The organism is Pseudomonas sp. A6, from assembly GCF_052367875.1.
GTDB classification, from domain to species: domain Bacteria; phylum Pseudomonadota; class Gammaproteobacteria; order Pseudomonadales; family Pseudomonadaceae; genus Pseudomonas; species Pseudomonas citronellolis.
Map to the genome: position 1 here is coordinate 182,244 of NZ_CP198970.1, position 14,567 is coordinate 196,810.

Genomic DNA, 14,567 nt, shown 5'->3' on the forward strand with positions numbered 1-14,567 from the left:
GGCTGGTGGGCGCATGGCCGCTGGGCCGGGCCAGGGCGCTCGGGGTTTGTCCGGCGGGCTGGATTCTGCCCCCGGAATCTGTTGGCCTTGCTGTGGATAAAGTGTGAATGAATACCTTCGCGCCAGGCCTGGCGGGGCCTGCGCGCGGCTGTACGTTTTTTGTCCTGATTTTTCCTGCATGCCTTGATTTTCAAGCACTTGCCTTGACCTTCCGGTGGCTGGCGAGTTGCCCACAATGGCTGTGGAGCGAGGCGCTGGAAAGCTGTGGAAAAGCTGTCGGTGAATGGCTGCACGAGCGAAACGGCGGGGCCTGCCAGGCATTGCTGGTTTTTTCGCCAATGGCCCTGTCCGGGGGCGCTGCGGAAAAAACCGGCGGCGAATCGTCGCGGGCTGTCCACGGCTTCTGTTGAACGGCTTGTGACAAAGCTGTGGATAAAGTGCTGCTGGACAGGCGTTCCGGGGCTTGCGCAGCACTGCCCAAAAAAACGCCAGTGTTGCGCTGAAGGGCCCGTGGCTCAAGGCCTGCCAGCATCCCCGACGAGTTTCCCGAACTGTCCACAATGGCTGTGGAGGCGACCTTCAGCAAGCTGTGGAAAAGCTGTGGTGAAACGGCTGTGGCAGGCATGCCCGCTGGGCTCGTGGCGCCTGGCTGTTTTTTGCCCAGAGAGTCCCGAGGTGCTACCTATACTTGCCGTTACCCTGCCTGGGAGGTGCCCCATGTCGAACTACTCGGTCGAACAGATCCGCACGGTCGCCCTGGTCGGCCATGGCGACAGCGGCAAGACCCTGCTCGCCGAAGCCCTGCTGCAGCGCAGCGGTGCCATCCCCGCGATGGGCTCGCTGGAACGCGGCGACACCCTGTGCGACGCCGACCCGCTGGAGCGCGACTACCACCACTCGCTGTCCGCCGCGCTGGCGCACTTCGAGCACGAGGGCGCGCACGTCCAGCTCATCGATACCCCCGGCCTGCCCGACTTCATCGGCCACGCGCTGCCGGCCCTGGCGGCGGTGGAGACCGCGCTGGTGGTGGTCAACGCGCAGAACGGCATCGAGCTGAACACCCACCGCATGATGGACTGGGCCGCCGAGCGCGGGCTGTGCCGGATGCTGGTGGTGAACAAGATCGACGCCGAACGCGTCGACCTGCCGACGCTGCTGGCCGACCTGCGCGAAGCCTTCGGCAAGGAGGTGCTGCCGCTGAACCTGCCGGCCGGCGGTGCGACTCGGGTGGCCGACTGCTTCTTCGCGCCCGCCGGCGAGGCGGACTTCTCCTCGGTGGAGGAGGCGCACCAGGCGCTGGTCGACCAGGTCGTGGAGGTCGACGAGGAGCTGATGGCGCGCTACCTGGAGCAGGGCTCGATCCAGCCGGAGGAACTGCACGAACCCTTCGAGCGGGCCCTGCGCGAAGGCCACCTGATTCCCCTGTGCTTCGTCTCGGCGCGCACCGGCGCCGGCGTCGACGAGTTGCTGGCGGCGCTGGCGCGGCTGGCGCCCAACCCCGCCGAAGGCAACCCGCCGCTGTTCGAGCGGCTGGACGAGCAGGGCGGCGCCAGGCCCTTTCGCTCGCAGCCGGACCCCGAGGCCCACGTGCTGGCCCATGTGTTCAAGGTGGTGATCGATCCCTTCGTCGGCCGCCTGGCGGTGTTCCGCGTGCACCAGGGCACCGTGCGCCGCGACATGCAGCTGTTCGCCGGGGACGGCCGCAAGCCGTTCAAGGTTGGCCACCTGCTGCGCCTGCAGGGCAAGCGCCACGAGGAGGTGCCGCAGCTGATCCCCGGCGACTTCGGTGCTCTGACCAAGGTCGAGGAGCTGGAGTTCGACGTGGTCCTGCACGACTCCCACGACGAGGACCACATCCGCCTGGCGCCGCTGGACTTCCCCACGCCCATGCAGGGCCTGGCCATCGAGGCCGGCCGCCGCGGCGACGAGCAGCGCCTGGCCGAAGTGATGCAGCGCCTGCTGGCCGAGGACCCCTGCGTGCGCCTGGACTACAACGCCTCCACCCAGGAAACCGTGCTGCGCGGCATGGGCGAACTGCACCTGCGCTACCTGCTGGAGCGCCTGACCGGCAGCTACAAGCTGGAAGTGAACACCCGAGCGCCCAGCGTGCCCTACCGCGAGACGGCCACGCGCCCGGCCGAGGGGCACTGCCGGCACAAGAAGCAGACCGGCGGCGCCGGCCAGTTCGGCGAGGTGTTCCTGCGCGTGGAGCCGCTGCCGCGCGGGGCCGGCTTCGAGTTCGTCGACGCCATCAAGGGCGGGGTGATCCCGGGGCAGTTCATCCCCTCGGTGGAAAAGGGCGTGCGCGCGGCGCTGGCCGCCGGGCCCCTGGCCGGCTTCCCGGTGGAGGACGTGAAGGTCACGGTGTTCGACGGCAAGAGCCATTCGGTGGACTCCAAGGACATCGCCTTCCAGGCCGCCGGGCGCAAGGCCATGTTCGACGCCCTGCGCAACGCCGGCGGCATGCTGCTGGAGCCGGTGGTGAACATCGCGGTGACGGCGCCGGAGGCGCGCCTGGGCGACATCACCGCCGACCTCACCGGGCGCCGCGGCCAGGTGCTGGGCACCGAACCGCTGTCGGCCCGCGCCACCCTGGTGCGCGGCCAGGTGCCGCTGGCGGAACTGGAGGGCTACGCCAACCGGCTGAAGGCGATCACCGCCGGGCAGGGCTTCTTCACCCTGGAGGCCAGCCACTACAACCCCGTGCCGCAGGACGTGCAGCAGCGCCTGGCCAGTGGGTACAAGGCGGTGCAGGAAGAAGACTGAGGAGGCCGGGTCCTGTCTTGCCGGCTGCGCCGGAGCGCTCTTCGTAGGAGCGAGCCGTGCCCGCCGGTATGGCAGGAGCAACTGTCTTGCGCCGAGGTGCTCTTCGTAGGATGGGGTGAGCTTGCGAAACCCATGCGGTTGCGCTGATGGGTATCGCTTCGCTCAACGCCATCCTACGGAAAGCCGTGCTTCCTGGAACCGTAGGAGCGGGCCCTGCGCGCGAATCGCGGGCAGGGCCCGCTCCTACAGGGGCCCCAGGCGCATCAATTCAGATGCAATTCCACCCCGAAACGCCGCGACAGGCACGGCCACTGCTTCCAGGCGGTGACCGTCTGCGGGTCGCTCAGGCGGGCGCGGTAGGCCTGCGCCGCCGGGCTGGCGAAGACGCTGTCGTCGAGCATCGAGTCCACCGCGTGGTGCACTGCCTCGTCCAACTGGTTGGCGAAGGGCTCGCCGATCAGCTGGTGCGCCACCAGGTTGGCCACGGTGGTGTCCAGCGGGATCAGCGGCTGGCCGAAGTGGGCGATGTAGCGGTCGTTCACTTCCTCCACCAGACGGTGCGCCAGGTAGGCCTCGTCGAGCAGCGCGTCCAGGCCGTCGTGGCCGGCCAGCAGGTCGGGCGGGGTCAGGAAGAAGTGCTCGGCGACCTTCAGCACCGGCTTGATCCTTTCCTCTATGCCGGCGTTGCGCGCCACGCTGGTGGCGGCTTCGAGGAACTCGGGGACCTGCTCGATATAGGCATGGACGAAGCGGGTGAGCACCTGGACGGCATCGTCGCCGCTCAGGTTGATGCTCGGGTGCAGGCCCGCCATCTGGCTGTGGATGAGCCGCGCCAGGTGCCCGTTGCGCGCCTCGAGCTGGTGGGCCTGCTGAATCAGTTCGCGCAGTGCTGCGATATTCATGACAACTCCAAGACAACTCGATTTGGAAAGTGAAGAAAGACCTTAGCCGGGCGGGTCGGCGAGCTAAGACGCGATCGTCATAATCACGCAACCTTTATGAGGTTCGGGCATATCAAGCCGCCACCATGGTAGCGCAAAGCCGCAGGCGGCGTGGCTTTGAGAGCACCTTTCGCAATTGCGGAGGAGTTTTTTGCGCTGCGTTGTTATGTCGCAACCCCTGGCTATACTCCGATTCGACACACCTGAACCTGATGAACCCGGCCTGCCTTGCACGTGCCGAGGCTCGGCGGTCAAAGTTTGCTGTCTTGGCGGTCGCTCCCTTGGCCGCTGGCGTTTGCCGGCGGGATAAGAACAACGATAAGGGGAACCCGAATGCTGCGACATCCGCGTACCTGGATGGGCTTGCTGTCGCTCCTCGTGTTTACTCCGGCGCACGCCGCCTGGACGGTGAACATGACCCCGGGGGCGACCGAGGTCAGCCGTAACGTGTTCGACCTGCACATGACCATTTTCTGGATCTGTGTGGTCATCGGCATCATCGTCTTCGGTGCCATGTTCTGGTCGATGATCGTCCACCGCCGTTCCACCGGCCAGCAGCCGGCGCATTTCCACGAGAGTACCGCAGTGGAAATCCTCTGGACCGTGGTGCCGTTCCTGATTCTGGTGGTGATGGCCATTCCCGCCACGCGCACCCTGATCCACATGTACGACACCTCCGAGCCGGAGCTGGACGTGCAGGTCACCGGCTACCAGTGGAAGTGGCAGTACAAGTACCTGGGCCAGGACGTGGAGTTCTTCAGCAACCTGGCCACCAGCCAGGAGCAGATCCACAACAAGGATCCCAAGGACGAGCACTACCTGCTGGAAGTGGACAACCCGCTGGTGCTGCCGGCCGGGGTCAAGGTGCGCTTCCTGGTGACCTCCAGCGACGTCATCCACTCCTGGTGGGTGCCGGCCTTCGCGGTCAAGCGCGACGCCATCCCCGGCTTCGTCAACGAGGCCTGGACCAAGATCGACGAGCCCGGCGTCTACCGCGGCCAGTGCGCCGAGCTGTGCGGCAAGGACCACGGCTTCATGCCCATCGTGGTCGACGTGAAGGCCAAGCCGGACTTCGACAAGTGGCTGGCCGAGCGCAAGGAAGAGGCGGTCAAGCTCAAGGAACTGACCAGCAAGGAATGGACCAAGGAAGAACTCGTCGCCCGCGGCGACAAGGTCTACCACACCATCTGCGCCGCCTGTCACCAGCCCGAGGGCCAGGGCATGCCGCCGATGTTCCCGGCGCTCAAGGGCTCGAAGATCGTCACCGGGCCCAAGGAGCACCACCTGGAAACCGTGTTCAACGGCGTCCCGGGCACGGCCATGGCGGCCTTCGGCAAGCAGCTCTCGGAAGTGGACATCGCCGCGGTGATCACCTTCGAGCGCAACAGCTGGGGCAACAACGACGGCGACATGGTCACTCCGCAAGACGTAGTGGCCTACAAGCAGAAGCAAAAATAACGAGGAGCCTGCGATGAGCGCTGTGATCGACCATCCCGAGCATTCGCACGCCGGCGAGCACCACCACGGCCCGGCCAAGGGCCTGATGCGCTGGGTCCTGACCACCAACCACAAGGACATCGGCACCCTGTACCTGTGGTTCAGCTTCTGCGCCTTCCTCCTCGGCGGCTCCTTCGCCATGGTGATCCGCGCCGAGCTGTTCCAGCCGGGGCTGCAGATCGTCGAGCCGGCCTTCTTCAACCAGATGACCACCATGCACGGCCTGGTGATGGTGTTCGGCGCGGTGATGCCGGCCTTCGTCGGCCTGGCCAACTGGATGGTGCCGCTGATGATAGGCGCGCCGGACATGGCCCTGCCGCGCATGAACAACTTCAGCTTCTGGCTGCTGCCGGCGGCCTTCGGCCTGCTGGTCAGCACCCTGTTCATGCCCGGCGGCGGCCCCAACTTCGGCTGGACCTTCTACGCCCCGCTGTCCACCACCTTCGCCCCGCACAGCGTGACCTTCTTCATCTTCGCCCTGCACATGATGGGGATGAGCTCGATCATGGGCGCGATCAACGTGATCGCCACCATCCTCAACCTGCGCGCCCCGGGCATGACGCTGATGAAGATGCCGCTGTTCGTCTGGACCTGGCTGATCACCGCCTTCCTGCTGATCGCGGTGATGCCGGTGCTGGCCGGCTGCGTGACCATGATGCTGATGGACATCCACTTCGGCACCAGCTTCTTCAGCGCGGCCGGCGGCGGCGACCCGGTGCTGTTCCAGCACGTGTTCTGGTTCTTCGGCCACCCCGAGGTGTACATCATGATCCTGCCGGCGTTCGGCGCGGTCAGCTCGATCATCCCGGCCTTCAGCCGCAAGCCGCTGTTCGGCTACACCTCGATGGTCTACGCCACCGCCTCGATCGCCTTCCTCTCGTTCATCGTCTGGGCGCACCACATGTTCGTGGTCGGCATCCCGCTGGTGGGCGAGCTGTTCTTCATGTACGCCACCATGCTGATCGCCGTGCCCACCGGGGTGAAGGTGTTCAACTGGGCGTCGACCATGTGGCAGGGCTCGCTGACCTTCGAGACGCCGATGCTGTTCGCCGTGGCCTTCGTCATCCTCTTCACCATCGGCGGCTTCTCCGGGCTGATGCTGGCCATCGCCCCGGCGGACTTCCAGTACCAGGACACCTACTTCGTGGTGGCGCACTTCCACTACGTGCTGGTGCCCGGGGCGATCTTCGGCATCTTCGCCTCGGTGTACTACTGGATACCCAAGTGGACCGGGCACATGTACGACGAGACCCTGGCCAAGCTGCACTTCTGGCTCTCGTTCATCGGCATGAACATGGCCTTCTTCCCCATGCACTTCCTGGGGCTGGCCGGCATGCCGCGGCGGATTCCGGACTACAACCTGCAGTTCGCCAACTTCAACATGGTCTCGTCCATCGGCGCCTTCCTGTTCGGCACCACCCAGCTGCTGTTCCTGTTCATCGTCATCAAGACCATCCGCGGCGGCAAGCCGGCCCCGGCCAAACCCTGGGACGGCGCCGAAGGCCTGGAGTGGACGGTGCCCTCGCCGGCGCCCTACCACACCTTCAGCACCCCGCCGGAAGTGAAGTGAACCGTCCTTCGTAGGAGCGAGCTCGCTCGCGCACCCGGCCCCGCTGCGGAGCTGTTCGCGAGCAAGCTCGCTCCTACAGGAGACCCGACATGAGCGACGGCAATATCGAGACGCGCAAGCTGGTTACCCGCCTGCTGGTGGTGGTGGTGGCCATGTTCGCCTTCGGCTTCGCCCTGGTGCCGATCTACAACGTCATGTGCAAGGCCCTGGGCATCAACGGCAAGACTTCCGGCAGCGCCTACCAGGGCAGCCTCCAGCAGGTGGACATGGCGCGCCAGGTGAAGGTGGACTTCGTGGCGAACAACAACATCGACATGGTCTGGGAGTTCCGCCCCGAGAGCGAAATGATCGTGGTGCACCCCGGGGCGGTGAACCAGATGCTGTTCGTCGCGCAGAACCCCACCAACAAGCCGATGACCGCCCAGGCCATCCCCAGCATCGCGCCCTCCACGGCCGCGCGCTATTTCCACAAGACCGAGTGCTTCTGCTTCACCCAGCAGGTCCTGCAGCCCGGCGAGCGCATCGAGATGCCGGTGCGCTTCATCGTCGACCGCGACCTGCCGGCGGACGTCCACCGCATCACCCTCGCCTACACGCTGTTCGACATCACCGCACGCAAGCCACCGGTGGCCAGCAACGACCGCTGACCGGCCCAGGAGAACAAGAATGGCAACCCACGATCCGTACTATGTCCCCGCGCAGAGCAAATGGCCGATCATCGCCACCATCGGCCTGCTCACCACGCTGTTCGGCGTCGGCACCTGGATGAACGACTACAGCGCCGGCAACCAGGTCTCCCACGGGCCCTGGATCCTCTTCGCCGGCGGGCTGATCGTCGCCTACATGCTGTTCGGCTGGTTCGGCAACGTGATCAAGGAGAGCCGCTCCGGCCTCTACAGCCCGCAGATAGACCGCTCGTTCCGCTGGGGCATGAGCTGGTTCATCTTCTCCGAGGTGATGTTCTTCGCCGCCTTCTTCGGCGCGCTCTTCTACATCCGCCACTTCGCCGGGCCCTGGCTCGGCGGCGAGGGCCACAAGGGCATCGCCCACATGCTCTGGCCGGAGTTCCAGTACACCTGGCCGCTGCTGAGCAACCCGGACAACAAGCTGTTCCCGCCGCCCAAGGAAGTCATCGAGCCGTGGAAGCTGCCGCTGATCAACACCATCCTGCTGGTCACCTCCAGCTTCACCGTGACCTTCGCCCACCACGCGCTGAAGAAGAACCACCGCGGCCCGCTGAAGCTGTGGCTGGCGATCACCGTGGCGCTGGGCGTGGCCTTCCTGTTCCTGCAGGCCCACGAGTACCACGAGGCCTATAGCGAACTGGGCCTGACCCTCGGCTCGGGCATCTACGGCACCACCTTCTTCATGCTCACCGGCTTCCACGGCGCCCACGTGACCATAGGCGCGCTGATGCTGAGCATCATGCTGGTCCGCATCCTGCGCGGGCACTTCGACGCCGAGCACCACTTCGGCTTCGAGGCGGCCAGCTGGTACTGGCACTTCGTCGACGTGGTGTGGATCGGGCTGTTCATCTTTGTGTACGTGCTTTGAGGCGGCACGCCCTTGTAGGAGCGAGCTTGCTCGCGAACGGCTCCGCAGCGGGGCTGGTTCGCGAGCAAGCTCGCTCCTACGAAAAGCTCAGAAAGTAGCGGAAGTGACCAGTTGCCCGGAGTAGAAGCCCCAGGCGACCAGGGCGAGGGTAAGGGCGGCGAGGATGACCCGCACGGTAAGGGCGTTGACCACACGGGAACCGTGGCCCTCGTCCTTGACCAGGAAGAACAACCCGCTGAACAGGCTGGCCACGGTGGCCAGCAGCAGAACGACGATCGCGGCCTTGAGCATGACCTGGCTCCGATTGCTGAGGGGGTAACTTGCAGTATAGCCAGCACGCCATCGACTCCCGCCCGCGCCACGGCGTGGCGGCGGTGTTCCGGCCGGGCCTGGCGCCGACCCTGGTGGTCCTGGCGCTGCTCCCGCTGCTGGTCGCCCTGGGCTGCTGGCAGCTTTCCCGCGCCGCCGAGAAACGCGTGCTGCTGGCCGCCGCCGAAGCACGCCGCGAGGCGGCGCCCATCCCCGCCGCGCAGCTCGAACGCCTGGCCAACCCCGCCTACGTGCGGGTGCGCCTGCAGGGCCGCCTGGACGCCGAGCACAGCCTGCTGCTGGACAACCGCACCCGCGACGGCGCCGCTGGCGTCGAAGTGCTGCAACCCTTCCACGACAAGGCCAGCGGCCTGTGGCTGCTGGTCAACCGCGGCTGGCTACCCTGGCCCAACCGCCGCGTGCCGCCGGCCTTCGACACGCCGGCCGGCGACCTGCTGCTCGACGCCTGGGCCTACGTCCCGCCGCCCGGCGGCCTGCAACTGGCCGATGCGCGGCAGCAGGCCTGGCCGCAGCTGATCACCCGCGTCGACCCCGACGCCACCTGGCAGGCCCTGGACCGCAACGGCCTGGCCCTGGAGCTGCGCCTGGAACCGGGCGACGCCGCCTTCGAGACCAACTGGCCGGTGGTCGCCATGGCCCCGGAACGCCACACCGGCTACGCCGTGCAGTGGTTCGCCATGGCCACCGCCCTGCTCGCCCTCTACCTCTACCTCGGAATCCGTCGCGCACGGGAGAAGCCAGACCATGACCAGCCTGACCCTCGATGAAGCCCAACTGCGCCGCCGCACCCGCGGGCGCATCCAGCTGCTGCTGATCCTCGCGGTGGTGTTCGGCCCCATGCTGCTGGCCGGCGGCATGTACAAGTTCCGCTTCTGGGTGCCGGAAAGCCGCATCTACCACGGCGAGCTCTTCGCCAACGGCAAGACCGCGGCCGACCTCGGCGTGCAGGCCGACGCGCCCAGCGATCGCTGGCAGCTGCTGGTCACCGCCCCGTCCACCTGCGCCGCCGACTGCCAGCAGCTGGTGTACCTGGCGCGGCAGATCAACATCGGCCTGAACCGCGACGCCAACCGCGCCGAGCACGCCCTGGCCGCCGCCCAGGCGCTGCCGGCGGAATTCCAGGCGCAGCTGGACAAGGACTACCCGCGCCTGAAGCGCTACGCCCTGCAACCGGCCGCCGGCGAGCAGGCGCCGCAGCTGTGGATAGTCGATCCCCACGGCAACCTGGTGCTGCGCTACGCCGCCGGCGCCAACGGCAAGCAGATCCTCGGCGACCTGCAACTGCTGCTGAAGCTCTCCCACATCGGCTGAGCGCAGGCCACGACAACAACAAGAACGGGGGCTGTGCATGACGAACACACCGCGTAAACCCGGCTTCTACGTCGCCGCCTTCGCCACCGCCCTGGCGCTGGTGGTGGTGCTGCTCGGCGCCTACACCCGGCTCACCCACGCCGGCCTGGGCTGCCCGGACTGGCCCGGCTGCTACGGCTTCATCCACGTGCCCAGCAGCGAGGCGCAGCTGGCCCACGCCGAGCAGCACTTCCCCGAGGCCCCGGTGGAAGCGCAGAAGGGCTGGAACGAGATGATCCACCGCTACTTCGCCGGCACCCTGGGCCTGCTCATCGCCGGCCTTGCGGTACACGCCCTGCTGCGCCGCGGCCGCGACGGTCAGCCGCTGCGCCTGCCGTTGCTGCTGCTGGGCGTGGTGATCGCCCAGGCCGCCTTCGGCATGTGGACGGTGACCCTCAAGCTGTGGCCGCAGGTGGTCACCGCGCACCTGCTCGGCGGCTTCACCACCCTGTCGCTGCTGTTCCTCCTCGCCCTGCGCCTGTCCGGCGCCGTGCAACCGCTGCAACGCGCCGGCGCGCCGCGCCGCCTGGCAGCCTTCGCCCTGGCCCTGGTGGTGCTGCAGATCGCCCTGGGCGGCTGGGTGAGCAGCAACTACGCGGCGGTCGCCTGCATCGACCTGCCCATGTGCCACGGCCAGTGGTGGCCGCAGATGGACTTCGCCAACGGCTTCCACCTGACCCAGCACATCGGCCCCAACTACCTGGGCGGGCAGCTCGACAGCGACGCCCGCACGGCCATCCACATGACCCACCGCATGGGCGCCTTCTGCGTGGTGGCGGTGCTGCTGGTGCTGGCCTGGCGCATGCAGCGCATCGGCCTGATCTACCCCACCGCGCTGATGTTGCTGGCGCTATCGCTGCAGGTCGGCCTGGGCATCAGCAACGTGCTGCTGCACCTGCCGCTGCCGGTGGCGGTGGCGCACAACGGCGGCGGCGCCTGCCTGCTGCTGAGCCTGGTGCTGGTCAACTACCGCCTGCGCGCGCCGGTCAGCGTGGCCAAGGTCGCTGCGGCCGGCAGGGCGCGCACGCTGCCGGCGCTGGAACGGCCGGTGGCCTACCCCTCGCAAGGCTGAACCTCATTCAACGAACGGAGAGTCGAACATGGCCAGCGTACTGAGCGGCACCCGCAGCCAACCCGGCTGGCGCGATTACCTGGAGCTGACCAAGCCCAAGGTGGTCCTGCTGATGCTGATCACCTCGCTGATCGGCATGCTGCTGGCCACCCGCAGCGGCGTGCCCTGGACGGTGCTGCTGTTCGGCAACCTGGGCATCGGCCTGTGCGCCGGCGCGGCGGCGGCGGTGAACCACGTGGTGGACCGGCGCATCGACTCGATCATGGCGCGCACCCACCGCCGCCCGCTGGTGGAGGGGCGGCTCTCGCCCAGCGTGGCCCTGGGCTTCGCCCTGCTCCTGGCGCTGGCCGGGATGAGCCTGCTGCTGACCTTCACCAACGCCCTCACCGCCTGGCTGACGCTGGCCTCGCTGCTGGGCTACGCGGCGCTCTACACGGGCTTCCTCAAGCGCGCCACGCCGCAGAACATCGTGATCGGCGGCCTGGCCGGCGCGGCCCCGCCGATGCTCGGCTGGGTGGCGGTGACCGGGCACCTGTCGGCCGAGCCGCTGCTGCTGGTGCTGATCATCTTCGCCTGGACGCCGCCGCACTTCTGGGCCCTGTGCCTGCACCGCAAGGACGAGTACGCCAAGGCCGAGATTCCGATGCTGCCGGTGACCCACGGCGAGCGCTACACCAAGCTGCACATCCTGCTCTACAGCCTGGTGCTGTTCGCCGTGAGCCTGATGCCCTTCGCCATCCACATGAGCGGCCTGGTCTACCTGCTCGCCGCGCTGGCCCTGGGCGCTCGCTTCCTCGACTGGGCCTGGGCGCTGTACCGTGACAGCAAGCCCCATGCGGCCATCGGCACCTTCAAGTACTCTATCGCCTACCTGTTCCTGCTGTTCATCGCCCTGCTGGTGGACCATTACCTGCCGGTGCGCCTGGCGATGTAACGGCCGGGTTCGCGAGCAAGCTCGCTCCTACGAAGAGCCCCGCAGGACCGACCTGTAGGAGCGAGCTTGCTCGCGAACGCTCTTCCACCCGCTCCCGACCACGAGAACCCCATGTCCCGAGTCAACAAGACCGTCCTCATCCTGGTAGCCATAGTCGCCGTCATCCTCGGCCTCACCGTGCAGAAGGTGCTCACCGAGAAACACCGCCTCGACCCCGCCGCGCTGCTCGACGCCGGCATCGTGCTGCTGCCGCAGAGCCGCGAGGTGCCGGCGCTGACCTTCCAGGACCAGGACGGCAAGCCGTTCGACACCGCCAGCCTCAAGGGCCGCTGGAGCCTGCTGTTCTTCGGCTACACCTTCTGCCCGGACGTCTGCCCCACCACCCTGGCGCAGCTGCGCGAGCTGCAGGGCAAGCTGGCCCCCGAGGCGCGCGAAAAGCTGCAGGTGGTGTTCGTCAGCGTCGACCCGCACCGCGACACCCCGGCGCGCCTGAAGGAATACCTGGGCTTCTTCAACGCCGGCTTCCAGGGCCTGGTGGGCAGCGACGAGGCCATCCAGAAGCTGGCCAACGCCATGAGCATCCCCTACATCCCGGCCGACACCAGCAAGCCCAACTACACCGTCGACCACAGCGGCAACCTGGTCATCATCGGCCCGGACGGCACCCAGCACGGCTTCATCCGCGCCCCGCTGAACAACGCCAAGCTCGCCGAACAGCTGCCCAAGGTGCTCGCCGACCAGGGCTGAGCCATTCGCCGGCGCGCAGCCGGCCCATTCACCGCGCTGCTTTGTCGCAGCCAGGCAACGGCCACCCGAGGGTGGCCGTTCTTTTTTTTCATCACCCGCCTGCACAGCCTTGGACTAGTCTGTTTTTCAGGACCCGCCCCGACGCCCGCCCGAAAGCCAGGGAACATGCGCCGTGAGGCGGTCGCCAGGGATTTTCTGACTCTGTAGTCAATGTAAAAAATCTGCTACGGAATTCCAGGCATCAGTGATCACTCATATTTCGGATTAAAAACATTAATTAACACCTATAGATACGCCTGAGGCAGGATTGACGGGCCTCTCACCGGGTTGCCGGGGGTTCTGATGAGCAAACATTCACACCAGGGATAGCGTTTTCCCCCGGTCACAATAGGCAATTAGGCTAAAAGCCAGGGCGCACGCGCCCCTTGCCGGGACGGGGGAACTACGGGTCCCAACGTGACTTGTAGTCCTTTTTCAGTACTACTTCAGAACTTCTTGCCGACCCAGTGGCTCGATTGCACAATGCCGACGCCCAGCGGGTTCTGGACCCGCCCTTTCGCGGCATGCGTTGCCAGTTCGACAACCCGGCCGCCTTCCGGCGCCGGACTACTCAAGGATCACGCAGGAGATTTGTGAGTGCAGATCGGTGTCCCTCTCGAGACCCATGCCGGTGAAACACGGGTCGCCGCCACCGCTGAAACCATCAAGAAACTGGTTGGCCAAGGCCACCAGGTGATCGTTCAGAGTGGCGCCGGTATCAATGCCTGTCAGCCGGACAGCGCCTTCGAGGCCGCCGGGGCGAAGATCGGCTCCGCCGCCGACGCCCTGGGCGCCGAACTGGTGCTCAAGGTGGTCGCCCCCAGCGCCGAGGAACTGGCGCAGATGAAGCCGGGCGCCGTGCTGATCGGCATGCTCAACCCCTTCGACAACGACAACATCGCGCGCATGGCCGAACGCGGCATCACCGCCTTCGCCCTGGAAGCCGCCCCGCGCACCTCGCGGGCGCAGAGCCTCGACGTGCTGTCGTCCCAGGCCAACATCGCCGGCTACAAGGCGGTGATGCTCGCCGCCAACCACTACCCGCGCTTCATGCCCATGCTGATGACCGCCGCCGGCACCGTTAAGGCCGCCCGCGTGCTGATCCTCGGCGCCGGCGTCGCCGGCCTGCAGGCCATCGCCACGGCCAAGCGCCTGGGCGCGGTGATCGAGGCCTCGGACGTGCGCCCGGCGGTGAAGGAGCAGATCGAATCCCTCGGCGCCAAGTTCGTCGACGTGCCCTACGAGACCGACGAGGAGCGCGAGTGCGCCGAAGGCGTCGGCGGTTACGCCCGCCCCATGCCGGCCTCGTGGATGGAGCGCCAGGCCAAGGCGGTGCACGAGCGCGCCAAGCAGGCCGACATCGTCATCACCACCGCGCTGATCCCGGGCCGCAAGGCGCCGACGCTGCTGCACGAAGCCACCGTGCAGGAGATGAAACCGGGCTCGGTGGTCATCGACCTGGCCGCGGCCCAAGGCGGCAACTGCCCGCTGACCGAAGCCGGACAGGTGGTGGTCAAGCACGGCGTGACCCTGGTCGGCCACACCAACCTGGCCGCCATGGTCCCGGCGGACGCCTCGGCCTTGTATGCGCGCAACCTGCTCGACTTCCTCAAGCTGACCCTCTCCGCCGAAGGCTTCAAGGTCAACCTGGAAGACGACATCGTCGCCGCCTGCCTGATGTGCCGCGACGGCCAGGCCGTGCGCAAGAACGGCTGAGCCCTCCTTAATAAAGAAGAACCCGCCGGGCTCCTGCCCGGCCTAGAGACC

General features: G+C 67.0%; 14 protein-coding genes. 12 read left to right on the forward strand and 2 right to left on the reverse strand.

Going from position 1 to position 14,567, the window contains the following annotated elements; all coding sequences use genetic code 11:
* The first annotated feature begins 107 nt into the window (after positions 1-107).
* Together ACTWJ5_RS00805 and fusA are read left to right on the forward strand one after the other, a co-directional pair.
* Positions 108-410 carry a hypothetical protein gene (locus ACTWJ5_RS00805; RefSeq protein WP_444437287.1) on the forward strand — a complete coding sequence of 101 codons (303 nt, stop codon included), beginning with the start codon at positions 108-110 and terminating at the stop codon, positions 408-410.
* A 307-nt stretch (positions 411-717) separates the two neighbouring features.
* The gene (gene fusA, locus ACTWJ5_RS00810; RefSeq protein ID WP_074980525.1) at positions 718-2,766 is read left to right on the forward strand and encodes an elongation factor G; all 2,049 of its coding nucleotides are present in this window, start codon (positions 718-720) and stop codon (positions 2,764-2,766) included.
* Between the two features lie 263 nt (positions 2,767-3,029).
* Here fusA and ACTWJ5_RS00815 read toward each other — a convergent pair whose 3' ends face one another.
* The gene (locus tag ACTWJ5_RS00815) at positions 3,030-3,668 is read right to left on the reverse strand and encodes a hypothetical protein (RefSeq protein WP_043318508.1); all 639 of its coding nucleotides are present in this window, start codon (positions 3,666-3,668) and stop codon (positions 3,030-3,032) included.
* Positions 3,669-4,040: 372 nt separating this feature from the next.
* On the opposite strand from ACTWJ5_RS00815, the gene coxB reads away from it, so the two are divergent.
* From coxB to ACTWJ5_RS00835, 4 genes are all read left to right on the forward strand, one after another.
* Entirely contained in the window at positions 4,041-5,165 is a 1,125-nt protein-coding gene (coxB, locus tag ACTWJ5_RS00820; RefSeq protein WP_444437288.1) for a cytochrome c oxidase subunit II, read from the forward strand.
* A 13-nt stretch (positions 5,166-5,178) separates the two neighbouring features.
* Positions 5,179-6,774 (forward strand): cytochrome c oxidase subunit I, encoded by a 1,596-nt coding sequence (gene ctaD, locus ACTWJ5_RS00825; protein ID WP_444437289.1) that lies wholly within the window; start codon positions 5,179-5,181, stop codon positions 6,772-6,774.
* Between the two features lie 89 nt (positions 6,775-6,863).
* Positions 6,864-7,421, forward strand: a complete 558-nt coding sequence (locus ACTWJ5_RS00830) for a cytochrome c oxidase assembly protein (RefSeq protein WP_074980529.1) — start codon at positions 6,864-6,866, stop codon at positions 7,419-7,421.
* Between the two features lie 19 nt (positions 7,422-7,440).
* Positions 7,441-8,328: a cytochrome c oxidase subunit 3 gene (locus tag ACTWJ5_RS00835; protein WP_444437290.1), complete on the forward strand. Its 888-nt coding sequence runs from the start codon at positions 7,441-7,443 to the stop codon at positions 8,326-8,328.
* Between the two features lie 87 nt (positions 8,329-8,415).
* Here the strand turns inward: ACTWJ5_RS00835 and ACTWJ5_RS00840 are convergent, their stop codons facing one another.
* Entirely contained in the window at positions 8,416-8,619 is a 204-nt protein-coding gene (locus ACTWJ5_RS00840; RefSeq protein ID WP_009614697.1) for a twin transmembrane helix small protein, read from the reverse strand.
* A gap of 29 nt (positions 8,620-8,648) precedes the next feature.
* Between ACTWJ5_RS00840 and ACTWJ5_RS00845 the strand changes: the two genes are divergently transcribed.
* The 6 genes from ACTWJ5_RS00845 to ACTWJ5_RS00870 all read left to right on the forward strand — a co-directional run bounded on the left by ACTWJ5_RS00845 (position 8,649) and on the right by ACTWJ5_RS00870 (position 14,516).
* Entirely contained in the window at positions 8,649-9,425 is a 777-nt protein-coding gene (locus tag ACTWJ5_RS00845; RefSeq protein WP_370311022.1) for an SURF1 family protein, read from the forward strand.
* Positions 9,403-9,969, forward strand: a complete 567-nt coding sequence (locus ACTWJ5_RS00850) for a hypothetical protein (protein ID WP_444437291.1) — start codon at positions 9,403-9,405, stop codon at positions 9,967-9,969. Before ACTWJ5_RS00845 ends, ACTWJ5_RS00850 begins: the two co-directional genes overlap by 23 nt.
* 37 nt (positions 9,970-10,006) lie before the next feature.
* A complete protein-coding gene (locus tag ACTWJ5_RS00855; RefSeq protein WP_444437292.1) occupies positions 10,007-11,080 on the forward strand; it encodes a COX15/CtaA family protein in 1,074 nt (357 codons plus the stop codon).
* Between the two features lie 28 nt (positions 11,081-11,108).
* Positions 11,109-12,014 carry a heme o synthase gene (gene cyoE, locus ACTWJ5_RS00860; protein ID WP_116425933.1) on the forward strand — a complete coding sequence of 302 codons (906 nt, stop codon included), beginning with the start codon at positions 11,109-11,111 and terminating at the stop codon, positions 12,012-12,014.
* Between the two features lie 111 nt (positions 12,015-12,125).
* A complete protein-coding gene (locus tag ACTWJ5_RS00865) occupies positions 12,126-12,761 on the forward strand; it encodes an SCO family protein (protein ID WP_009614707.1) in 636 nt (211 codons plus the stop codon).
* A 636-nt stretch (positions 12,762-13,397) separates the two neighbouring features.
* The gene (locus tag ACTWJ5_RS00870) at positions 13,398-14,516 is read left to right on the forward strand and encodes a Re/Si-specific NAD(P)(+) transhydrogenase subunit alpha (protein WP_074980534.1); all 1,119 of its coding nucleotides are present in this window, start codon (positions 13,398-13,400) and stop codon (positions 14,514-14,516) included.
* Positions 14,517-14,567: the final 51 nt, after the last annotated feature.